The 22,114-nt window shown below is 71.4% G+C and carries 21 protein-coding genes, 1 pseudogene and 1 other annotated feature; of the genes and pseudogenes, 3 read left to right on the forward strand and 19 right to left on the reverse strand.

Annotation, left to right across the window (positions count from 1 at the left end; all coding sequences use genetic code 11):
* Window positions 1–256: 256 nt before the first annotated feature.
* The 3 genes and pseudogenes from MW290_RS21625 to MW290_RS21635 form a co-directional block, all read left to right on the forward strand.
* Window positions 257–403 (forward strand): annotated as a pseudogene (locus MW290_RS21625) (IS3 family transposase); the annotation flags it as partial.
* Window positions 352–1,431: an IS3 family transposase gene (locus MW290_RS21630; RefSeq protein ID WP_250199736.1), complete on the forward strand. Its 1,080-nt coding sequence runs from the start codon at window positions 352–354 to the stop codon at window positions 1,429–1,431. The pseudogene MW290_RS21625 and the gene MW290_RS21630, both read left to right, overlap by 52 nt.
* Window positions 484–600, forward strand: a sequence feature (AL1L pseudoknot). Its footprint overlaps the gene before it by 117 nt.
* 22 nt (window positions 1,432–1,453) lie before the next feature.
* The gene (locus tag MW290_RS21635; protein ID WP_510532251.1) at window positions 1,454–2,353 is read left to right on the forward strand and encodes an IS5 family transposase; all 900 of its coding nucleotides are present in this window, start codon (window positions 1,454–1,456) and stop codon (window positions 2,351–2,353) included.
* Between the two features lie 285 nt (window positions 2,354–2,638).
* On the opposite strand, the gene MW290_RS21640 is transcribed toward MW290_RS21635, so the two are convergent.
* From MW290_RS21640 to MW290_RS21730, 19 genes are all read right to left on the reverse strand, one after another.
* Complete coding sequence (locus tag MW290_RS21640; RefSeq protein ID WP_250199737.1) at window positions 2,639–3,871, reverse strand: methyl-accepting chemotaxis protein; 1,233 nt, start codon at window positions 3,869–3,871, stop codon at window positions 2,639–2,641.
* A gap of 3 nt (window positions 3,872–3,874) precedes the next feature.
* Window positions 3,875–4,243 (reverse strand): response regulator, encoded by a 369-nt coding sequence (locus tag MW290_RS21645; protein WP_250199738.1) that lies wholly within the window; start codon window positions 4,241–4,243, stop codon window positions 3,875–3,877.
* Between the two features lie 2 nt (window positions 4,244–4,245).
* Entirely contained in the window at window positions 4,246–4,473 is a 228-nt protein-coding gene (locus tag MW290_RS21650) for a hypothetical protein (protein WP_250199739.1), read from the reverse strand.
* On the reverse strand, window positions 4,473–6,824 hold the full coding sequence (locus tag MW290_RS21655; protein WP_250199740.1) for a chemotaxis protein CheA: 2,352 nt from the start codon (window positions 6,822–6,824) through the stop codon (window positions 4,473–4,475). Before MW290_RS21655 ends, MW290_RS21650 begins: the two co-directional genes overlap by 1 nt.
* Window positions 6,821–7,255 carry a response regulator gene (locus MW290_RS21660; protein ID WP_250199741.1) on the reverse strand — a complete coding sequence of 145 codons (435 nt, stop codon included), beginning with the start codon at window positions 7,253–7,255 and terminating at the stop codon, window positions 6,821–6,823. Before MW290_RS21660 ends, MW290_RS21655 begins: the two co-directional genes overlap by 4 nt.
* On the reverse strand, window positions 7,252–8,121 hold the full coding sequence (locus MW290_RS21665; RefSeq protein ID WP_250199742.1) for a CheR family methyltransferase: 870 nt from the start codon (window positions 8,119–8,121) through the stop codon (window positions 7,252–7,254). Before MW290_RS21665 ends, MW290_RS21660 begins: the two co-directional genes overlap by 4 nt.
* The gene (locus MW290_RS21670) at window positions 8,122–8,748 is read right to left on the reverse strand and encodes a HEAT repeat domain-containing protein (RefSeq protein ID WP_250199743.1); all 627 of its coding nucleotides are present in this window, start codon (window positions 8,746–8,748) and stop codon (window positions 8,122–8,124) included. It lies immediately after the preceding gene.
* A gap of 21 nt (window positions 8,749–8,769) precedes the next feature.
* Window positions 8,770–9,840 (reverse strand): chemotaxis-specific protein-glutamate methyltransferase CheB, encoded by a 1,071-nt coding sequence (gene cheB / locus MW290_RS21675; RefSeq protein ID WP_250199744.1) that lies wholly within the window; start codon window positions 9,838–9,840, stop codon window positions 8,770–8,772.
* A gap of 13 nt (window positions 9,841–9,853) precedes the next feature.
* Complete coding sequence (locus tag MW290_RS21680) at window positions 9,854–11,473, reverse strand: chemotaxis protein CheW (protein ID WP_250199745.1); 1,620 nt, start codon at window positions 11,471–11,473, stop codon at window positions 9,854–9,856.
* Between the two features lie 15 nt (window positions 11,474–11,488).
* Complete coding sequence (locus tag MW290_RS21685) at window positions 11,489–13,402, reverse strand: methyl-accepting chemotaxis protein (RefSeq protein WP_250199746.1); 1,914 nt, start codon at window positions 13,400–13,402, stop codon at window positions 11,489–11,491.
* A 113-nt stretch (window positions 13,403–13,515) separates the two neighbouring features.
* Entirely contained in the window at window positions 13,516–14,247 is a 732-nt protein-coding gene (locus MW290_RS21690; protein ID WP_250199747.1) for a sugar phosphate nucleotidyltransferase, read from the reverse strand.
* Between the two features lie 6 nt (window positions 14,248–14,253).
* A complete protein-coding gene (locus MW290_RS21695) occupies window positions 14,254–14,853 on the reverse strand; it encodes a D-sedoheptulose-7-phosphate isomerase (RefSeq protein ID WP_375142964.1) in 600 nt (199 codons plus the stop codon).
* The gene (locus MW290_RS21700; RefSeq protein WP_250199749.1) at window positions 14,850–15,896 is read right to left on the reverse strand and encodes a GHMP family kinase ATP-binding protein; all 1,047 of its coding nucleotides are present in this window, start codon (window positions 15,894–15,896) and stop codon (window positions 14,850–14,852) included. The genes MW290_RS21695 and MW290_RS21700 overlap by 4 nt, the downstream gene beginning before the upstream one ends.
* A gap of 26 nt (window positions 15,897–15,922) precedes the next feature.
* Complete coding sequence (locus MW290_RS21705; RefSeq protein ID WP_250199750.1) at window positions 15,923–16,117, reverse strand: hypothetical protein; 195 nt, start codon at window positions 16,115–16,117, stop codon at window positions 15,923–15,925.
* Complete coding sequence (locus MW290_RS21710) at window positions 16,114–17,466, reverse strand: Wzz/FepE/Etk N-terminal domain-containing protein (RefSeq protein WP_250199751.1); 1,353 nt, start codon at window positions 17,464–17,466, stop codon at window positions 16,114–16,116. Before MW290_RS21710 ends, MW290_RS21705 begins: the two co-directional genes overlap by 4 nt.
* The gene (locus tag MW290_RS21715; RefSeq protein ID WP_250199752.1) at window positions 17,456–18,967 is read right to left on the reverse strand and encodes an O-antigen ligase family protein; all 1,512 of its coding nucleotides are present in this window, start codon (window positions 18,965–18,967) and stop codon (window positions 17,456–17,458) included. The genes MW290_RS21710 and MW290_RS21715 overlap by 11 nt, the downstream gene beginning before the upstream one ends.
* Window positions 18,964–20,718, reverse strand: a complete 1,755-nt coding sequence (locus tag MW290_RS21720; RefSeq protein ID WP_250199753.1) for a glycoside hydrolase family protein — start codon at window positions 20,716–20,718, stop codon at window positions 18,964–18,966. Before MW290_RS21720 ends, MW290_RS21715 begins: the two co-directional genes overlap by 4 nt.
* Window positions 20,718–21,893 (reverse strand): glycosyltransferase family 4 protein, encoded by a 1,176-nt coding sequence (locus tag MW290_RS21725; protein ID WP_250199754.1) that lies wholly within the window; start codon window positions 21,891–21,893, stop codon window positions 20,718–20,720. Before MW290_RS21725 ends, MW290_RS21720 begins: the two co-directional genes overlap by 1 nt.
* 2 nt (window positions 21,894–21,895) lie before the next feature.
* The gene (locus MW290_RS21730) at window positions 21,896–22,114 is read right to left on the reverse strand and encodes a Trm112 family protein (protein ID WP_250199755.1); all 219 of its coding nucleotides are present in this window, start codon (window positions 22,112–22,114) and stop codon (window positions 21,896–21,898) included.

The raw sequence follows: 22,114 nt of genomic DNA on the forward strand, positions 1-22,114 counted from the left end.
GGTTGCTGCCGGTGGCCGCCGGCGGGCGTACGCACGCTGACTGACACCAAGCGGTCGTTGGGCCTGGCAACCGTGGGCGGCGTGAAGGTCAGCTGTACAGGGCACAGCGGCCGCAAGCCTCGCGCAGCTGCTCAGCTCCACGCCAATGACCGCTTTGAACCGCCCCGGGATTCGAGGAGGCTCAACACTCTGAGAGGATTGAGCCATGAGCAAGTCGAACAAGTTCTCACCCGAGGTGCGTGAGCGCGCGGTGAGGATGGTGCAGGAGCACCGAGGGGAGTACCCGTCGCTGTGGGCGGCCATCGAGTCCATCGCGCCCAAGATTGGCTGCGTGCCGCAGACGCTGAACGAATGGGTCAAGCGCGCCGAGGTCGATGCCGGCGTGCGAGAAGGCGTGACGACCAGCGAGGCCGAGCGCGTGAAGGAGCTCGAACGCGAAGTACGAGAGCTGCGCAAGGCCAACGAGATCCTGAAGCTGGCCAGCGCGTTTTTCGCCCAGGCGGAGCTCGACCGCCGCCTCAAGTCCTGAAGGCCTTCGTCGACCGGCATCGCCAGGAGTTCGGGGTCGAGTCGATCTGCCGCGTCTTGCAGATCGCCCCGTCGGCCTATTGGCGCCATGCATCCCGTCAGCGCAACCCGGCGCTGCGCTCGCGTCGCGCACAGCGGGATGCGTGCCTGGTGCTTGAGGTCCAGCGCGTGTGGCAGGCCAACATGCAGGTCTACGGCGCTGACAAGGTCTGGCGCCAGCTCAATCGCGAGGGCGTGGCGGTGGCCCGTTGCACCGTCGAACGGTTGATGCGTCAGCAAGGCCTGCAGGGCGTGCGCCGAGGCAAGGCCGTGCGCACCACCGTTCCGGACCTCAAGGCACCGTGCCCGCTGGACCGGGTCAACCGGCAGTTCCGTGCCGAGCGGCCCAACCAGCTGTGGGTCTCGGACTTCACCTACGTGTCGACCTGGCAGGGCTGGGTCTATGTGGCGTTCGTGGTGGACGTGTTCAGCCGGCGCATCGTGGGCTGGCGCCAGAGCAGCTCGATGCACACCGAGTTCGTGCTCGACGCGCTGGAGCAGGCGCTGTACGACCGCAAGCCGACCGAAGGTGATGGCCTCGTGCACCACTCGGACCGCGGGTCGCAGTACCTGTCCATCCGCTACAGCGAGCGCTTGGCCGAGGCCGGCATTGAGCCCTCAGTGGGGTCCAAGGGCGACAGCTACGACAACGCCCTGGCCGAGACCATCAACGGGCTCTACAAGGCCGAGGTCATCCACCGGAGGGGGCCCTGGAAGACCAAGCAAGCGGTGGAACTGGCGACGCTGGAATGGGTGGCTTGGTTCAACCACCATCGACTGATGGAGCCCATGGGCTACATCCCGCCGGCCGAGTTCGAGGCCAACTACCATCGACAACGCGCTGGTCAGGCCGCGACCGTCTGACTTAAACCAACGGGCCTCCGCGATACCCGGGGCGGTTCAGTTCCTGGCGACGATGGAGCAGGTGATGCCATGGGACGCGTTGTGCAGCGTGGTGGAGCCTCACTACCCCAAGCCCGGCAACGGTCGCCCGCCCGTGGGGCTCCAGCGCATGCTGCGGATGTACTTCGTGCAGCACTGGTTCAACCTGAGCGACGAGGCCTGCGAAGACGCCCTGTTGGACAGCACGGCGCTGCGCCGCTTCGTGGGAATCGACCTGGGCGTTGAGCGGGTGCCCGACGCCACAACGCTGCTGAAGTTTCGGCGCCTGATCGAGGCCAATGGCCTGGGGGCTGCGTTGTTCGCCGAGGTCGGCCAGGTGCTGCAGGCCCGTGGCATGAAGGTAGGCAACGGCACCATCGTGGACGCCACCATCATCGCTGCCCCTAGTTCGACCAAGAATGCCAAGGGCCAGCGCGATCCCGAGATGCACCAGACGCACAAAGGCAAGCAGTGGCACTTTGGCATGAAGCTGCATATCGGAGTGGACAGCGAGACTGGCTTGGCTCACAGCGCCGTCGTGACGGCTGCGAACGTGCATGACAAGCACCCGCTGCCCGAGCTGCTGCACGGCGCCGAACACGAGGTGTACGGCGACAGTGCGTACGCCTCGCAGCAGGCACTGATCCGCTTGAAGGCACCACAGGCGCGAGATCGCACCAATCAGCGCGTGCGGCCTGGCAGCGCGACGGCCGGCCTGGATCAGGTCATCAACCGTCTGAAATCCAAAGTGCGCTCGCGCGTCGAGCATGTCTTTGCGGTCACCAAGAGGTTGTGGGGCTTCAGCAAGGTGCGTTATCGCGGCCTGGCCAAGAACGCGACGAGGGCGTTCGTGGCGGTCGCGCTCGCCAACCTCTACCTGGCGCGCAAGCGCCTGGTGGCATGAGTGCGTCTGCGGCCAGCGTGGCCGGCGCCATCGAGGCACTGGCTACGCAAACAAGCGGTCAGGCGCCGCTCGAAAGCCGTTGCCAGCGATATGGCCGCACGTTGTCAGCAGCGCATGGCCGACCGGTAAGAAAAGCGGCGGCTTGTTCAGCACTGCCCTAACTGCCTGCGACATACCCTTGAGCCGTTGGGAACAGCGCTTGCCGGGGCGCCAACAAGAGCTGGCGACGTCGGCTGACTGCCGGACGGGGCAAACAGCAGTGCGGGCCGGCGCTGGCCAGCCCCTTCAGAACAGCTCGATGCGCGGGCCGCCGGCGGTGGCCATGACCGCGGGCTGCGCGGCTTCGGGCGGGCCGCTTTCGCCCTTCGTGCCGCGGTCGTGGGCCACGCGCTGGGCGTTCATCACATAGCTCTGCGTCCAGCGGCCTAGCAGCTCTTCCAGCAGCACCGGCGGTGGCGGTGCCTTGCCGTCGATCAGCGCATAGATCTGGCCGAAGTGGTCCGACAGGCTGCCCAGCGCGGTGTTGATCTGCTCCAGCAGCTGGCGGTTGATGTCCTGGAACTGCATGTCGCCCAGCGCGCTGATGATGTCGCCGTTGACGCTGGACATGCCGCTGTCCATGTCGGTGGACAGCTGCGACAGGTAGGGCACCACCTCCGACAGCGTGTCGCCCATGGTCTGGATGTGGTGGGCGATCTCGCCCAGCTGGTGGGTGCTGCTGTCGCCGCGCTGGCCGTCGGCGGCGGACATTTCTTCGTCGATCGCGGCGGCGGCGCGGGCGATGCCCTGGGTGATCTGGCGCGCCGCTTCGTTGGTGAGGGTGGACAGCCGCCGCACCTCGGTGGCCACCACCTTGAAGCCCGCACCCTCGCGGCCGGCGCGGGCCGCTTCCACGCTGGCGTTGATGGACAGCAGGTTGGTCTGGCGCGAGATCTCGTCGATGGTGGCCGACAGCGGCAGCAGCTGGCGCACCCGCTCGGCCACCGCGCGCACACGCTCGCGGTAGGCCTGCTGGCTCACTTCGAAGCGGGCCTGGTGCTCGGCCAGCGCGGCCACCGCCTGGCCATGCTGGCCGGCCTGGCCCAGCGAGTCGGCCGACAAGCGCTGCGAGCGTGTCACCGCCTCCATGATGCGGCTGCGCAGTTCCTCGGTCTCGCGGTGCACGCGGTTCATGCGCTCACCCATCGACATCACCGCCGCCTCGGACGTCTGGATGGTCACCTCCACCTGCTGGCGCAGCACGTTGAAGGCCTGGCGCAAGGTGTGGATGTCCTGCGTGACCACGGCCACGGTGCGGCGGCGGTGGCCTGAGAGGATGGGCGCGGTGCGCCGCCCCAGCCACAGCCCGGCCAGCGCCCCGAAGGCCAGGCCGGCCAGCGCCTGCGGTGTGACGACTTCCGGCCACACCACCCAGCCCAGCAGGCCGGCCACCGCCAGCGCGCCCAGGCCCGCCGCGGTGCGGGTGAGGGAGACCCAGCGCCTGCGTGTCTGGGCTTGTTGGGTAGAGCTGTCAGGCATGGCTCAAGCTCCCGGCACCACCTGCTTGATCACTTTCAGGAGATCGGCCCCGCCGACGGGCTTGACCAACCAGCCCGTGGCACCGTGTTTCTTGGCCTCGTCGCGCTTGGCCTGCTGGCTCTCGGTGGTGAGTGCCAGGATGGGCGTGAAGCGCACCAGCTTGCGGGCCTCGCGGATCAGCCCGATGCCGTCGAGCTTGGGCATGTTGATGTCGGTGATGATCAGGTCGGGTTTGAGGCCGCCCTTGAGCTTGTTCAACGCCATCTCGCCATCGCTGGCGGTGTCCACCTGGTAGCCGCTGATCTCCAGCGTGTTCTTCAGGCTCATCAGCATGGTCGCGGAATCGTCGACCAGGAAAACGCTCTTCTTCACAGTCACTTCCTTGTGAGGGCGGCACGAAGCCAGGGGTCGGGGGGTGGCACCAGCACCTGGGGTGCCAGCGCCATCAGGGTCTGCAGCACCGCCGCATGCAGGTGTTCGCACTTGCCCAGGTGCACCGCCGGCGCCTTGTGCGCCTGCAGCCATTGGCCCAGGGCCTCGGCGTCTTCCACGCTCACGTGGCCTTCCAGCGCGGCGTGCTTCTTCAGGTAGCGGATGCCCATCAGAGCAGCTCCTTGGGGTTGAGGATCATCAGCACGCTGCCGTCGCCCATCAGGGCGGTGCCGGCAAAGCCGGTGATGCCGGCCAGCACGCCTTCCAGCGGCTTCAGGATGATGTCGCTGGTGCCGTGGAACTCGTCCACCAGCAGGCCGATGGTGTCGGAGCCGATGCGCAGCACCAGCACCGCATGCTCCTGGTCGGCGTTCAGGCGCGGTGCCTCGTCCAGCGCCAGCATGTCGTTGAGGTTGCGCAGCGGCACGATGCGCCCGCGCAGCACCACGGTCTGCGCGTCCTTGAAGCGGTGGATGTCGTCCGCATGCACCCGCACCGTTTCCACGATCAGGTTCATCGGCACGCCGAAGCGGCGGCCGGCGCTCTCGATCATCATCACGTTGGTCACCGCCATCGACAGCGGCAGCGCCAGCCGCACCGTGGTGCCCTGGCCGCGCACGCTGCTGAGCGACACGCTGCCGTGGATGGCTTCCACCGCCGAGCGCACCACGTCCATGCCCACGCCGCGGCCGGAGAGGTCGCTGATCTGCTGCGCGGTGCTGAAGCCGGGCAGGAACACCAGCTGCACCGCGTCCTGCTCGCTCAGCGCATCGGCGCGGTCGGCCGGGATCAGGCCGCGCTCGGCGGCCTTGGCCCGCACCTTGTCGGTGTCGATGCCGGCGCCGTCGTCGGTGATCTCGATCAGCACGCGGTCGCCGTCCTGGCGGGCGCTGACGCGCAGCAGGCCGCAGGCCGGCTTGCCGGCGGCCACGCGGGCCTCGGGCTTCTCCAGCCCATGGTCCAGGCTGTTGCGCACGATGTGGATCAGCGGGTCGGCCAGGCACTCGATGACGTTCTTGTCGGCCTCGGTGTCGCCGCCTTCGATGACCAGCTCCACCTCCTTGCCCAGGCGCTTGGAGATGTCGCGCACCAGCCGCACGAAGCGCTGGAAGATGGTGCCCACCGGCAGCAGCCGCACCTGCATGATGGCGTGCTGCATGTCCTCGGCGATGCGGTTGATCACCGAGTACTGGGTCTTGATCTCGCGCGCCAGCTCACGCTGCTGGAACACCGTCTCGGCCCGTGTGGCCAGGTAGGGCAGGGCGTTCTTGGCCACCACCATCTCGCCGATCAGGTCCATCAGCCGGTCGATCTTGTCCTGGCTGACCTTGAGCAGCCGCGGTGTGCCGGCGCCCGCTTCTTCAGCGGCGGTGGGCGCGCCCGCGCGGCGGCCTGGCACAGCGGCCAGCGGCAGGCCGGCGGCCGTGAGCGCCGGCTCGGCAGCGCGGAACACGGTGCCCGCGGGCTGGTGCTGCTGGGCCCAGGCCTGCAGCGCATCGGCCTGGGCCGGCAGCGCGGCCAGCTGCTGTTGCGCGGCCTGCTGGCCAGGCAGGGCCTGCAGCAGGTTCATGAAGGTCTGGCGCACCGCGGCCACGGTGCCCGCGGCCACGCCGCTGCGCTGCAGCAGCGCGCGCTGGTCGTTCCACAGCTGGCCCAGGCGGCGCAGCATCAGGGCCTGCGCTTCGTCCTTGGCTTCTTCGTCCTGCGGCACCGGCCCGGCCACAGGCATGGGCGCGGAGGTGGCCGCCGGTGTAGCCTGGAACTCATGCCAGGCCACCTGCTCGGGCACGTAGCGGTAGTGCTCTTCCAGGTAGGCGCGCGGTGCCTCGCTCACCAGCAGCAGCACCAGGTTGCAGCGGTAGCAGTCGAACTCGGCCGCCGGCGGCCAGGGTGCCAGCGGATGCACCTCCAGGTGCAGCAGGCCGGGCGTCTGGCGTACGGTGTGCAGCGGGTCGTCGCCCTTGAAGAAGCATTCCGGCTCGGGCTCGTAGCGCAGGGCCACGCGGCCGGGCCGGGCCAGCTCGGCCGGCAGGGCCAGGGCCCAGTCGGGCACCGGTGCGTGGGCTTCGGCCGCGGCCGGCGTGGCGGCGGCGGTGGCCACCGCCGCTGGCCTGGCGGCGGCCGGTGCAGCAGCGCCGGCTTCGGCGCGCAGCGCATCGGCCAGCTGCTGCACGCGGCCGTCCACCACATCGGGCAGGCGGCCATGGGCGCCGATGTGGTCCAGCAGCTCGCCCGCATAGTCCATCGCGGCCAGCAGCGCATCGGCGATGGCGGGGGTGATGGTCAGCAGGCCGCTGCGCATGCGCTCCAGCACGTCTTCGCCGGCATGGGCCAGGCGTTCCAGTGGCTCGAACTCGAACAGGCCGCTGTTGCCCTTGAGGGTGTGCACCTGGCGGAACAGGTCGTTGATCAGCTCGGTGTCCGTGGGGTCGCGCTCCACGTCCAGCAGCCGCTGGCCGATCAGCTCCAGGCCCTCGCGCGATTCGGCGACGAACTGGTCCAGCACTTCGCTCATGTTCATGCGGGCACTCCCAGGGCCAGGTGGGCGGCGGCGGCGCGGCGGGCGGCGGCCACGTCGCCCAGCAGCAGCGCGGCGGTCAGCACCAGCTCGCAGGGCTTGGCGGGCTTGAGCAGGTAGGCATTGGCGCCGGCTTCCTGCGCCGCGCTGGCGTCATGGGCCTGGGCCTCGGTGCTGACCATCAGCACCGGCGCCTGGGCCAGCTCGCCCTGGCGGCGCAGCTCGCGCACGAAGCTGTAGCCGTCCATGCGCGGCATGTTGATGTCGCACACGTACAGGTCGTAGGGGGTGTCCAGCGCCTGGTTGGCCGCCTTCTCCAGCGCTTCCATGCCGTTGACGGCCTCGTCCACCTGCCAGCCGGCATCGGTGAGCATCTTGCGGTGGTACAGCCGCACCGTGGCGGCATCGTCGATGACGAGGATGTGGGCCTTCAAGCTTGGCCTCCTTCCAGCGGTTTCTGATGGACCATGGCGGCCGGAAAGCGGCGGACCTGGAACAGCGAGGTGATGCGGCTCATCGACTCGGAGTGGCCCAGGCAGACGAAGCCACCCGGGTTGAGCGCATCGAACATGGCCTCGGCCGCGGCGCGGCGCGAGACGTCGTCGAAATAGATCAGCAGGTTGCGGCAGAAGATCAGGTCGATCTCGCGGAAGCGCCGCGTGTCGCTGGCGTCGGACAGGTTCACGCGCGAGAACTCCACCGCCTGCACCAGGTCACGGCTGATCGCATAGTCGCCGCTGGACTGGCGGGTGAAGTACTTGTCCAGCAGCGTGGGCGGCAGCTGCGCCACCGAGCGTGGCGAGTAGATGCCGCGCTCGGCCTGGTGCAGCACCTGGGTGTCGATGTCGGAGCTGAGGATCTCGACCTCGTAGTCGTCGATCAGCTTCCAGCGCTCGAGCAGGTAGATGGCGATGGAGTAGGGCTCCTCGCCGGTGGAAGACGGGATGCTCCAGATGCGGATGCGCCCGCCCGGGCGCTTGCGGCGGGCGATCTCGTCCAGCATGCCGTTGACCATGGCGTCGAACTGGTACGTCTCGCGGAAGAAGTACGTCTCGTTGACGGTCATGGTGTTGACCAGGTGCTGCAACTCCTCGCTGCCGCGCTCGAAGCGCAGCGCCATGAAGTAGCTGCGGAAGTCGTCGGCCCCGGTGGCGGCCATGCGCTCGATCAGCCGCTTGTCGACGAAGTAGCGCTTGCTGTCGTCGAAGTGGATGCCGGTCTTGCGATAGAAGTAGTCGCGGAACTTGGCGAAGTCCGCGTCGGTGATCTGCCGGCTGTCGGCGGCGGCCAGGCTTTTCATTCAATGGGCCTCGACGCGTTGCAGCGCCATGTCGGTGGCAAAGGCGATGAAGGGATCGCCGCTGAATCGCCGGGCGGCGGCGCGCAGCGCGTCGGCATGCTCGGGGCCCCCCACCTCGGCCAGCACCTCGATGGCGGCGGCCACCACGTTGACGGCCGCATCGTGTTGCAGCACCTGCAGCAGCCAGTGCACGGTGCGCTCGTGCTTCAGCTCGGCCAGCATGTTGACGGTGAAGATGCGCACGTCGCTGTCCTCGTCCTGCAGCAGCGCGCCGATGCGCGGGCCCACCAGCGCGGGCATGGTGGCCAGCGCCGCGATGGCGCCATTGCGCAGCTGGGCGTCGTCGCTGCGCAGCAGCGGCAGCAGCGCGGCCACCGCGGCGTCGCCGGGCATGCCGGCCAGCGTGTGCAGGATGGCTTCGCGCACCCGCGGGCTGGGCTCGTCCAGCAGCCGCTCGCCCAGCAGCGGCGCGGCCTGTGCGTGGCCGGCCAGATCGCGCGCGGCCCAGCGGCGCTGGTCCACGTCGCCTTCGCGCAGCTGGGCCATCAGGCCGCCGAGGTCACGCGGGTACTCGCGCTGCACCACGTGGCGCAGCGGTTCGTGGGTGGCCGGCTTTTTCAGTCCCATGGCGTGCAAGCCTTCCTGTGTTCAGTGCTTGGCCGGTGCCCACAGCAGCAGCTGCCGGGCGACGGCATGGCTGTCGAGCACCAGGGTGGCGCCGTCGGCGGCGATGAGTTCCTGCGGCATGCCGAAGACGACGGCGCTGCGTTCCGATTCGGCGATGGTGCGGCCGCCGCCGCGCTTGAGCGCGGCCATGGCACGTGCGCCGTCGTTGCCCATGCCGGTGAGCTGCACGCCGATCAGCTGCGCCGCCGGCAGGTGCTGCAGCGCGCTGTCCACCATCACGTCCACCGACGGGTGCCAGGGATGGCCCGGCGTCTCGGCCCGCGGCTTGACGGTGAGCCGGCCCAGGTACTCGGACACCACCATGTCGGTGCCGCCCTGGGCGATGTAGATGTGGCCGGCTTCCAGCGGCAGCGGCTGGCTGCATTCGCGCACGCGCAGCGCGCACAGGCTGTCCATGCGCCGCGCGAAGGCGGTGGTGAAGTTGGCCGGCATGTGCTGGGCCACCAGCACCGGCCACGGGAAGCTGGCCGGCAGCGCGGGCAGGATGTCTTCCAGCGTGCGCGGCCCGCCGGTGGACACGCCGATGAGCACCAGCCCCTCGGGCTTGCCCACCCGGGCCTGCGGCGCCACCGCCGGGCGGGCCGGTGCTCGGGCCGATGCCGCCGGCAGCGGGCCGTCGTTGGGCACCGGGCGGTAGCGCAGCTTGGCGCGGCTGGCGGCGCGCACCTTGTGCAGCAGCTGGTCGGCCACGTCGTCCACGCTCAGCGAGATGGTGCCGCCGGGCTTGGGGATGTAGTCCACCGCGCCCAGGGCCAGCGCCTCGAAGGTGACGCGTGCGCCCTGTTCGGTGAGCGAGCTGAGCATGATCACCGGCGTCGGCCGCGCCTGCATGATCAGGCTCAGCGCGGTGATGCCGTCCATCTCGGGCATGTTCACGTCCAGCGTCACCACGTCGGGCTGCCAGTCGGTCACCCGCTCGATGCCTTCGGCCCCGTTGCGCGCGGTGTCCACGTCGTAGCCGGCACTGCTGAGCACGTTGGACACCAGCCGGCGCATCAGCGCCGAATCGTCCACCACCAACACCTTGGGCACTGCAGCACTCCGTTCACGCCGCCAGCGGCAGCGGGCGGGGCTCGGCCGCCGCGTCGGGCTGGGCCATCGCCGTCACCGCCTGCGCCTCGTTGGCCAGCAGCAACTGGGTGGGGTCGATCAGCATCACCAGGCGGGCGCCGCCGTCCAGCTTGGCCACGCGGTGGATCACGCGCCGCTGCTGGGCCGAGAGGTCGGGCGCCTGCTCGATGTGCTGGCGGCAGATGCGCAGCACCTCGGCCACCGAGTCGACGATGAAGCCGGTGCGCATGCCGCCGAAGTTGAAGACCATGATGCGCTGGCCTTCGTTGCGTTCGATGCTGCCCAGGCCCAGCCGCGCGCGCTGGTCGATCACCGGCAGCACGATGCCGCGCAGGTTGATCACGCCCTCGACGAAGGGCGGCGTGTGCGGCACGCGGGTCAGCACCTCGGGCACGCGCACGATCTCCTGCACGCTCATGATGGGCACGCCGAATTCTTCGGCGCCCAAGCGGAAGATGACGACCTGGGTGTCGTCGTCGATGGGGGTGTCCCGCGTCATGCCGGGCTCCTCGGGGGTGGAAAGGGAAGGGGTTTGCGCGGCGGCGTCCAGCGCCTCGCGCATGGCGTCCAGGCCCAGCAGCCGCTCGACCGAGATCACCGCCACCAGGCGCTTGCCGTCGTCCAGGCGGCAGATGCGCTCGAACTCCTGCAGCCGGGCATTGCCGGCCAGCACCGCGGGCACCGGCTCGGCCTCGGTGTGCTGCAGCGTCAGCACTTCCTTGACCGCATCGGTGAGCAGGCCCACCTGGCCGCCGCCCGGCACCGCCACCACCACGATGCGGTGGCTCTCGTCGGCGTCCAGCGTGGGCAGGCCGAACAGGCTGCGCAGGCTCACCAGCGGCAGCAGCCGCTCGCGCAGCGAGATCAGGCCCAGCACATGGTGGGCGGTGTTGGGCACGCCGGTGATGTGCTCGGGCACCTGCACGATCTCGCGCACCTCGGCGATGTCGATGCCGTATTCCTGGCCCGCCACGGTGAAACTGACCAGGCGCAGCTCGTCGGCGCCTTCGGCGGCCTTGTCGGCGGCTTCTTCGCGGAAGGCCCGCTCACCGCCGCCCAGGCTGCCCGTGGTGGCGCGCTGCAGCGCCGAGAACTGGTCTTCCACCAGGCGCTGGAAGTCCAGGATGGGCATCAGCTGGCGGCGGCCGTCGGCGCCGCTGCGGTTGATGACGCCGCTGAGGTACTCGGCCTGCACGATGCTCTGCACCTGGCTGGCCTGCTCGATCTCGGCGCGGTCGACGTTGACCACGCTGGCCACGCGGTCCACCACGAAGCCCAGCGGCTGGCCCAGGTTGATGACCAGCGCGCGGGTGGCGTCGTCGTGCGCGCGGTCGCCGGTGTGCAGCACCCGCCGCAGGTTGACGATGGGCAGCACCCGGCCGCGCAGGTTGGCCAGGCCGTCCAGCGCGGCGGGCGCCAGCGGCAGGCGGGCCACGTCGGGCACGCGGATGATTTCCTGCACCGGGGCCATCGGCACCGCGAACATCTGGTCGGCGATGCTGAAGGTGACGAACTGCTGGTCGGTGGCGGGCAGGCCGTCGGCCGCATCGGGATCCGTAGTGGCGGGTGCGCCGTTGGAAGGGGCGTGGTTCACAGCCTCGCTCCGGGCTCAGTTGCTCTGCAGCTCGTCGGCCAGCGAGGCGATCTCCTCGATCGCCGACGACAGCTCCTCGGTGCCCTGGCTCTGCTGCCGCGCCGCGGCGGCGGCCTGCTCGGCCGACTTCTCGGCCTGGGTGGCGGCGGCGCTCACCTGGTCGACGCCGGCCTTGACCTGGCCCAGCGCCACCACGATCTCCTGCGCGGAGTTCTGCGCCTCGGCGTTGCCCTTGACGATGGCGGCCACGTCGTCCTGCATGGTCAGCAGGTTGGCGGTGATCGCACGGGCCTTCTCCACTTCCAGCAGCGCCGCGCCCATGATCTCGGACAGGTCGCGGCCCACCGCGCCGATCTGGTCCTGGATGCCCTTGACCAGGTCCTTGATGCGCTCGGCGTTCTCGGCCGAGTCGTGGGCCAGGTTGCGGATGTCGGTGGCCACCACCACGAAGCCCTTGCCGTACTCGCCGGCGCGGGCGGCTTCGATGTTGCCGTTGACCGCCAGCATGTTGGTCTGGATGCTCACCTGGGTGATGGCGTCGACGATCTTGTCGATGCGCCGGCTCACCAGCTCCAGCTCCTTGATCTGCTGGGCGCTGGCGCGGGTGCTGTCCACACCGGTGGAGATGCTGGTGATCAGGCGGTCGATGTTGGTCTTGTTGTCGTCCATCAGGCCGCGGATGGCGCTGGCCTTCTCCAGCCCGACGCTGGCGCGCTGCTCGGCCAGCTGCGCGCCCTTCTCGATCTGCGAGATGGCGGCTGCCGACTGCGCGGTGGCCGCGGCCTGGGTCTGCGCGCCTTTGCGGATCTGGTCCAGCGCCACCATGATCTGGCTGGCCGAGCGGTTGATCTCCTGCACCGCGCTCGACAGCTCCTCGGCCGAGCTGGCCACTTCCTCGGCGCTCTTGCTGATGTTGGTGCTGTTCTTCAGCTCGTCGGCAATCTCGCTCAGGCTGTGCGCGGTCTGCTCGCATTCCTGCAGCGCCATGCTCTGTTCCTGCACCGTCTTGGCCGCCTCTTCCGAGGCCGACGACTGCTCGGCCGCGGCCGAGGCGATCTGCTCGGCGCCCTTGAGCGCCTGCTGCGAAGCGGTGGCCGACTGCTGCGCGGCGCTGGCGATCTCCACCGCGCCGGCCACGATCTCGGCCGCCTCGACACGGATCTGCTCGAGCTGGCGCAGGATGACGTCGCTCTTCTCGACCTCGCTCTGGATGCTGTCGGCGGTCTCGTTGATGCCGGTGGCGATGGTCTTGACCTCGCCCTGGATCTGGCCCACCAGGCTCTGGATCTGCTTGGCGCTCTTCTCGCTGGTCTCGGCCAGCGTGCGCACCTCGTCGGCCACCACGGCAAAGCCCTTGCCATGCTGGCCGGCGCGGGCGGCCTCGATGGCGGCATTGAGTGCCAGCAGGTTGGTCTGGTCGGCGATGCGGGCCACCGCCTTGACGATGTCGCCGATGTTGGCGGCCTGGCGTTCCAGCTCGGCCACCATCTTCACGCTCTCGGCCTGGCGGCGCGCCGCCTGGGTGACGTTGGTCACCGTGGCCTGCACCTCCAGGTTGATGCGGGCCACCAGCGCCTGGCCGTTCTCGGCCTTGGTCTGCGCCACGTTGGCGGCGCTGAGCTGGCGGGTGATGGCGCCCGACACCTGGGTGATGGCGGCCAGCGACTGCTGGGCGGCACCGGCGGCCTCTTCGGCGCCGGAGGCGATCTGGTCGGCTGCGCGCTTGAGTTCTTCGGCCGCGCTGGCGGCTTCGTTGATGCCGGCCGCCATCTGGCTGGAGGCGGCGGCCACGCGCTCGGCGGCCTGCTGCTGCTTGGCCAGCGTACGGGCCCGCTTGCGGTTGGCTTCGGCGTCACGCGCCACGGTCTTGGAAATGCCCTTGGCCACCAGGGCGGGCGGAACGGGCGCGGTGGCTTCGCGGGACTTCATGACGAGCGACATTGACGACTCCGGTGGGTCTGCTTGGTTGGAGATGACCGACTGGAGTAACGGCGCTGCCGTCAGGGACTTGATCAGGGTAAGTCAGTATTGCGTGCTTGTTATCACAAGCGATCAGACATGATCGATAGGGTCATCTGCGCCTGCAGCCGGTGGTAGTCGTCCGGCACACCCATGTCGATGAAGCCGCCCGCCAGCGCAGCCGCCCGCAGCGCACCGCGCGCAGCCAGCGCCGGCAGCCAGTCGGCCTCCAGCGAGAAGCTGGCGACCGCTGGCGCCAGCGCCAGCGCGCCTGCGCCCACCCGGTACAGGCCGGCATTGATGCAGCCCGGTCCGCCGCCGCCTTTTTCGGTGAAGCCGATCACCCGGCCGTCGGCGGCCACCGCCACGCCGCCGAAGCGGCTGCGGTCGGCCACCTGCACCGTGGCCAGGCGCAGCCACTCGCCCGGCTGCAGCGGCGCCTGCATCGGCGCCAGCGGGCCGTCCAGCAGCGTGTCGCCGTTGGTCACCAGCGCCTCGGCCAGGCCCAGCTGGGCCATGGCATGGCGCACCGCGCCGCCGGTGCCCAGCGGCTGCAGCTCCACCACGCAGCGCAGGCGCAGGCCGTCCGTGGGGCCGTGCGGCTGCGCGCCCGCCTGCTCGCACCAGCGCAGCACCGCCTCATGCAGGTGGCCCAGCGACAGCACCACGTCGGTGATGCCGGCCCGCCGCAGCGCCCGCAGCTGCCAGTGCAGGAAGGGCTGACCCGCCACTGGCGCCAGGCACTTGGGCAGGTGCGGCACCTCGCCGGCCAGCCGGGTGCCGCGGCCGCCGGCCAGCACGATGCAGGCGCTCATGGGCGCTCAGTGGCGTTCAGCGGCCGCCGCCGCCTGCTCAGGGAACATGCGCAGCTCCACCTCGGCGCACAGCAGGTGGCCCAGCGTGATGTGCGCCTCCTGGATGCGGGCGGTGTGGCGCGAAGGCACCCGCAGCAGCGTCTGCACCCGGCCTTCCAGCTCACCGCCCAGGCCGCACAGCGCCACCGCATGCACGCCCAGCGCCGGGCAGGCGTCGAAGGCGGCCAGCACGTTGGGCGAGCGGCCCGAGGTGGTGATGCCCACGAACACGTCGCCCGGCCGCGCCTGCGCCTGCAGCTGGCGGCGGAACAGCTGCTCGTAGCCATAGTCGTTGCCGATGGCGGTGAGCATCGAGGTGTCGGTGGCCAGCGACAGCGCGGGCAGGCCGGGCCGGTCGAAGGCGAAGCGGCTGACGAACTCGGCCGCCAGGTGCTGCGCATCGGCCGCGCTGCCGCCGTTGCCGGCCCATAGCACCCGCCCGCCTTCGCGCAGGCTGCGCACGATGCGGTCGGCCAACTGCAGCAGCGTCTGCAGCAAAGGCCGGTCGTCCAGCATGGCCTGCTTGACGGCCATCGACTCCACCAGTCCGGCCTGCAGCCGGGTCAGCGCATGGTCCATGACTCCACCCCCTGTTCCACGAAGGCAAACGGGAAGCAGCGGCCGCCGTGCGGCTCCAGCGCCTGCATCACCGCATGGCGGCGGCCCGGCTCCACCGCGATCATCATGAAGCCGCCCCCCCCGGCGCCGCTGATCTTCAGCCCACAGGCACCGGCGGCCAGGGCCGCCTCGGCGATGGTGTCGATGTGCGCATTGCTGATGCCGCTGGCCGCCTGCTTCTTGGCCGCCCAGCTGCGCCCCAGGATGACCAGCACCTCGTCCACCCGGCCCTTGAGCAGCGCCTCCTTCATCTCGGCCGCGCTCTGGCGGATCTGGTGCATGGCCTGCACCGCCGTGCTGTCGGGGCCGTTGTTGGCGCTGGCGATCTGCGATTCGATGATGCGGGCCGAAGCGCGCGAACGGCCGGTGAAGTACAGCAGCAGCCGGCTTTCCAGGTGGTTGGCGATTTCGCGCCGCAGCCGCAGCGGGTTCACCACCACCTGGTCGGCGGCGCCGAACTCCATGAAGTTGAAGCCACCGAATACCGCGGCGTACTGGTCCTGCTTGCCGCCGGCCATCGCGCAGTCCACCCGCTCGATCTCGTAGGCCAGGCGGGCCACGTCGTACTCACCCAGCGGTATCTGCAGCCACTGTGCATAGGCCTGCACCAGCGTCACCACCAGGGCCGACGAGGTGCCCACGCCGCTGCCCGCGGGCGCATCGGAAAACGTGGTCACCTGCAGCGGCAGCGGCTGCCCGTCGTGGAAATGCTGCTGGAAGCGCGCATGCACCGCGCGGTGCAGCCGCAGCGGCTCTTCGTGCGGGCCCGGGCGGGCGGCGTCCAGCACCACCGACACGCCATGGTCGGGCGCATGGAAGTGCAGCTGCCCGTCGTTGGAGGCCTGCAGGTGGCAGTGGGTGAACAGGCTGATGGTGGCGTTCAGCACCTGGCCGCCGTAGCGGTCGCTGTAGGGCGACACATCGGAGCCGCCGCCGGCCAGGCCCAGCCGCAGCGGGGCCTTGGCATGCACCTGCTTTTTCATCGGGCTCATCGCAGCCTCCTTCCTTGAACAAGGCGTCAGAACAATGCGCGCAGGACGATCCACACCAGCAGCACGGCCAGCAGGCCGAACACCGCGCCGGTGAGCACGGCCAGCAGCCAGTGGTGGAGCGCGGGGCCGGCGTCTGCGAGTACGTCCGCACCCTCCCGCTGCGCGGGATCCCTCCGGGAGGGAGGAGCGCCGCCTTCGGGCGGCCGGGCGGCGGCGCTCATGGCGCACCCTCCCGCGGCAGTGCGCGGGCGCGGCCCGAGAGCCGTGAATACAAGGCCAGGTACAGGCCGGCCACCGCGCCCAGGCCGGCGCCCAGCAGGCCGTTCCACACCGCATTCGGGAAACGCGCCGCGCCGGCCGGCACGGCTTCGGTCAACACCAGCACCTGGCGGTCGCGGCGCAGCGCCTGGGTGTTCAGCTCCACCAGCCGCTGGCCCAGCAGGTCGGCTTCACGCAGGGCGTTTTCCAGCTGCAGCTGCAGTTGCTGCTCCTGCAGCCGCGGCGCCTGGCCGTCGCCCAGCTGGCGGCGCAGGCGCTCGGCCTCGGCGCGGCGGCCCTGGATCTCGGCGCCCAGGCTCTGGCGCTGGCGCTGCAGTTCCAGCAGCTCGCGCCGCAACTGTTCACGCAACTGGTCCGCCGGCAGCGGTGCACTGGCGGCGCCACCGCCCGCCTGCGCCGCGCTTTCGTCGGCCAGTTGCTGGCGGCGCTGCTGCACCCGGGCGCTCAACGCCTTCACCTTGGGGTGCAGCGCGCCCTGTTCGCCGTCGTACTCGGCGCGGGCGGCGGCCAGGTCCACTTCCAGCGCCGCCAGCTCCTGCGCCAGCCGCTGCAGCGCGGGCACCGGCGATTGCAGGCCGCCCGCGGCCAGCAGCGATTCAGCCTGCACCTGCTGCGCCGTGGCCGCCAGCCGCTGCGTGAGCGATGCGCTGCGCAGCTCGGCCGCCGCCAGCTCGGCCTGGGCCTGCTGCCAGCGCGCCAGCAGGCCGTCCTGCTCGCGCTGCAGGCTGGGTGTGCGCTGCTGCTGCAGGAAGCCGCCCAGCGCCGCGCGCGCGGCCTGCGCCCGTTCCAGCGCGCGGCTGCGCTGGGTGTCGAGGGCGGCGATGCTGGCCTCGCGCCGCGTGGCCCGACGCTGCACCAGGAAACGTTCCAGCGCCTCGGGGTAGGCATTGGCCAGGCGGGCGGCCGTCTCGGCCTCGGTGTCCAGCACCCGCACCTGCAGCGCCGCCTTGCGGAACACCGAGACGTCGGTGGCTTCTTCCAGCGCCTCGGGCCGACGGCCCGGCACCTGGGCTGCGACCTCGCGGCGGATCAGCATCGACTGCAGCGTGACCACGTGCAGCGCGGCGCCGGGGTCGGTGCCCGGCAGCAGGCTGCGCGCGGCGGCGCCCAGGCTTTCGCCTTCCGGCGATTCGGCCACCTGGAAGACGACCCGGCTTTCGTACACCGGCGGTATCAGCAGGCTGATGACCACCGCCGCCGCCGCCGCCGATGCGGCGGTGAGCAGCACCAGGCCCTTGCGCGACTGCAGCGCCTGCCAGGCCTGGCCGGTGGTGGTTGGCTCAGGCGCCATGCGCGGCCTCCGTTCGGCTGGCCTGCCAGGCGCGGCGCGCGGCTTCCAGCAGGGCGGTGACGAAGAGCACGAACTCGCTGTAGGCCATCGGGTCGCCCTGGATGGCCACCAGCATCGCGCCCTGCGCCAGCGCCAGGGCCAGCAGGCGCTGGCGGGCGGCGGCTTGTTCAGCGGCGGCGTACGGCGCCGGCACGATGGCCGGCACCGCCCCCAGCAGCGGCCGCAGCACGAAGGCGGCATACACCGCCAGCGCGGGCAGACCCATCTCCACCGCCAGCTGCAGGCTGGCGTTGTGCACCGGGTAGCGTTCCAGCGTGGGCGACAGCGCTTCGAAGCGCTGGATGCCGATGCCGCGCCACGGGTGTTCGGCCAGCACCCGCAGGCCGGCGTCCAGCAGCTCCACCCGCACGTCGGCGCTGCTGGCGGTGAAGTCGCCGAAGCTGGCCAGCGCCCAGCGCGCCGCGCCGCTGGCCAGCAGCACCAGCGCCACCCCGGCCAGCAGGCCGAACCAGGCCGCCGCCCGCCGCGGCCGCGCCAGCGCCGGCGCCAGCAGCGCCGCCGCGCCCAGCGCCAGCCAGGCGCCACGCGCGAACGACAGCGCATAGGCCACCACGATGATGAGCAGCGCCAGCCCATCGCGCCAGCGCCGCGCGGCGCCAGCGCCGGGCGACAGCAGCCGCATCCACAGCCAGAGCGCGGCCACCAGCAGCGGATAGGCGTAGGCCTGCGGGTTGGGCATCAGGCCGCTGGCGCGCAGCAGCGGCCAGCCGGCCACGGTGATGTAGCGCGGCGCGAATTCCTCCATCAGGTGCAGCTCCTGCTGCCACAGCACGTACAGGCCCGATTGCGCAATGCCCAGCAGCGCCGCCGCCACCGCACCGGCGCACAGCAGCCGCATCACGGCGTCGATGCGCTGGGGCGATTGCACCAGCTGCAGCAGCAGCCAGGCCATGGCCAGCTTGGGCAGCAGCATCAGCAGCGCCCGCAGCGACACGCCGGGTTCCGGCCGCCAGGCCACCGACAGCACGGCCAGCACCGCCAGCAGCACCAGCAGGTGCGACAGCGGCGGCACCACCCGCGGCGCATCGGGCTGCAGCGCGGCCTGCAGCAGCCAGCAGCTGGCCAGCAGCACGATGCCCACGTTCAGCAGGTTCAAGGGGCCGGCGCGCAGGCTCATGCACTGCAGCGCGATGACCAGCAGCGCCAGCACGCCGTCCAGCAGCGGCCTTGGCGGGCGGGTGGTGCGCCACGCCGCCAGGGCCAGCAACACCAGCACGGCGCCAGCGGCGGCCAGCGTGGGCCGGGCCAGCAGCGGGTCGGACCAGCTGGCCGGCGGCAGCCACCGCACCAGGGCGCGGGGCAGGGCGGCCAGCGCCAGGGCCACCGCCAGGCCGGCGGCCAGCGGGATGGCCAGGCCGACGACCGCGGCCCACAGCGCCGGGCCGGCCGGGTGCTGCGCCCGCCCGTCGGCGGGCCAGGGAGAGGCAGGCCCGCGGCTCACAGCGGCTGCGCCTCCAACAGGGCCACTGCATGCGGCTCCAGCGTCAGCGTGGGCAGTTCGCCGGTGCCGCTGCGCAGCGGCTCGAAGCGCAGCGCCTGCGCGGCGGCCACGGCCTGGGCCGCACTGCGGCCGGCACGCCGGGCCTCGTCGAACACGGCCTGCGCATTGAGGTGCCGGCTGTCGACCAGCGTGAGCTGCCAGCGCCAGCCGCGTGGCGGGGCGGCGCCGTCCAGCGCCAGCTGCACCGTCAGCGCCGGCGCCGCGGCCTGCTGCTGCGCCCGCGCCACCGAACGGGCCGCGCGCAGCGCCCGCGCCTGCGAGGCGGCCACTTCGCCTTCCTGCAGTTCTTCGCGGCCCTGGATGAAGGCTTCCAGCTTGGGCCCGTAGATCGACAGGCCGCGGCCCGACGGATAACCCTGCCGGTGCAGCGAGCGCACGAAGCCGCCGCGCGCGTCACCGTGGTAGCGGCTGATCAGCAGCACCAGCGCGCCGACTGTATCGCGGGTGGCCAGCAGGTTCAGGCCCTCGGCCTCGGCCTGCTGCGCATCGGCCCAGCGCATGGGCAGCCGCTGCGGCAGCAGCCGCGCCTGCATCGCCAGCACCTGGAAGGCGGCCTTGGGCACCGTGGGCTGGCGGGTCATCAGGCCCAGGTCGCCATGGAAGGGGTTGTCGCCGCCCGAGGCGGTGAAGTCCTGCAGCACGGCCGGGGTCTGCATCGTCACGCCGGCGCGCTCCATCGCATGCAGCGCGGTGGCCAGGAAGGCGGCGCCGCGGGCGCCGTCGCGCGCCGGTTCACGCTCGCCCTGGCCCTGCTGCGACCACAGGTTCCATTCGGTCACCAGCTGCGGCAGATCAGGCTTCAGGCCGGCGGCCTGCGCCCATTCGCGCAGCGAGGCAGCGCCCCACCATTCGTCGCCGGGCGCGCGGCCGAAGTTGTGCCAGCACACGAAGTCCAGCGGCACCGGGTGGGGCTGCCGCCGTGCGGCCTGTGCCAGCAGCGCCTGCAGCAGCGGCGGGCCGCCGCCGGGCTGGTCGGTGGACCACGAACCCATGCACGGTGTGCCGATGCGGGCCTGCGCATCACCCGCGCGCACACCATCGGCAAAGCTGGCCCAGGTGTCGAACAGCTCGGCGCGCGTGCCTTTCCAGAAGCCGGGTGCGTCGGGCTCGTTCCAGCCTTCGTACCACAGGCGGCCGGGCGCTTCTTGGGCCAGGCGGGCGGCCACGCGCTGTGTGAAGCCGCGCCACTCGGCCTGCGATGCGGGCGGCTTGGCCTCGCGCTCGGTGTAGCCATAGGCCGGGTCGCGCCGGGTGCTGCGGGTGGAGGCCAGCCAGGCCGGCATGCGGGTGAGGGTGACGGCGATCTGCGCATCACGCTCGGCCCAGCGGGCCAGCTGCGGCGCTTCACGGTCCAGCGCGTTGAAGAAGTCGGCCTCACGCGCATGGGCCTGCAACAGCGGCTCCACGGTGTAGCGCAGCAGGCCGAAGCGGCCGGGCAGCGCGAACAGCGCCTGCAGCGCATCGGCCTCGGGCCAGGACACCATCACCGAAGGGCGCCACAGGCGCGGCAACGGCGTGGGGGTGGCGGCGGGGTCGATGTGCGCGATGGCGGTGGGGGCGGGTGTGGCGGCGGGTGTGGCCGTGGCAGCCGGCGCAGCGCGGCCTGCTGGCCGTTCGGGGGCCTGGGCGGCGGCCAGCCAGCAACCGGCGAGCAGCCCGGCGAGCATGCAGGAGCGCAGCCGCCGGTGCATCACGGATGCACCTCACCCGGCGGCGCGCTGGCCGCGGCCGGCCGGCCAGCGCCGGCCAGTTGCTCATACAACTGCGCATGCCGCGCCACCATGGTGTGCAGGCCATGCTCCTGCTGCACATGGCGGCGGGCGGCGGCCACGGTGGCGGCGCTGGCGGCCGGGTCGGCCAGCGTGTGCAGCAGCAGCGTGGCCAGGGCCTGCGCATCACCCGGCGGGCACAGGCGGCCCCAGCGGCCCTGGGCCAGCGCTTCGGGAATGCCGCCCACGTCGCTGGCCACGATGGGCACGCCCGCGGCCATGGCTTCCAGCAGCACATAGCCATAGGCCTCCCACAGCGAAGGCAGGCAGAACAGGTCGGCCGCCGACATCAGCGCCGCGGCATCGGGCTGCCAGCCGGCCCACAGCACCCGATCGTTGCCGGCCAGCGCCTGGCAGGCGGCACGTTGCGGGCCGTCGCCCACGATCACCAGCCGCGCCCGCGGCCGCTGCGGCTGCAGCAGCGCCCAGGCCTGCAGCAGCACCGGCAGGCCCTTCTGCGGCTCCAGCCGGCCGCTGAACATCACCACCTCGTCATCGGGCTGCAGGCCCAGCCGGCGGCGCGCCTCGGTACGCGGCAGGGGCGTGGGCGCTGCAATGCCCAGCGGAATCACCGACACCTTGTCCGGCGCCGCGATGCCGCGCTGCTGCAGCTCGTCGCGGTAGCGCTGGGTGGTGACCACGTAGCGGTCGGTCAGGCCGTCCAGCGCCCGTTCCACGCCTGTGAGCAGCGCCTGCCGCCACGCCGGCTGGCCGGCATGCGCAGCCAGCGCATGCACGGTGAACAGCAGCCGCTGCGGCCGCGCGCACAGCAGCGGCGCCAGCACCCGCGTGGCGGCCCCGGCCAAGGAGCAATGGGCATGCACGATGTCGAAGCGGCCGCCGTGCAGCAGCCGCGCCAGGTCCATCAGGCCTTGCGCGGTGTGCCAGGGCCGCAGCCGGCGCTGCCAGCGCAGCAACCGGTGCGGCAGGCGCTGCTGCTGCACCACCGCGTCCAGCGGGTAGCCGGGGCCGTAGGCCAGCAGCACCTCGAAGCGCGCCGGGTCCAGCTGCTGCGCCAGTTGCAGCGCATGCAGGCCGGCACCTCCGGCCAGGCTGGTGATGACCTGCAGCACCCGCAGCCGGGGCGGCGCTGCCATGGTCAGGCGGCCGGGGGCGGCGAGATGCCGGCCGCGGCGGCCGGCATGGCCAGGGCCGGGCCCAGGGGCCGTGCCTCGTCTTCCAGCATCACCGGGATGCCGTCGCGCACCGGAAAGGCCAGCCGTGCGGCGGGCGACACCAGCTCCTGCCGTTCGGCATCGAACACCAGCGGCTGGCGCGTCACCGGGCACACCAGCACGGCCAGGATGTCGGGGTCCAT

Origin of the sequence: Aquincola tertiaricarbonis, from assembly GCF_023573145.1 — a bacterium.
GTDB lineage: Bacteria > Pseudomonadota > Gammaproteobacteria > Burkholderiales > Burkholderiaceae_C > Aquincola > Aquincola tertiaricarbonis_B.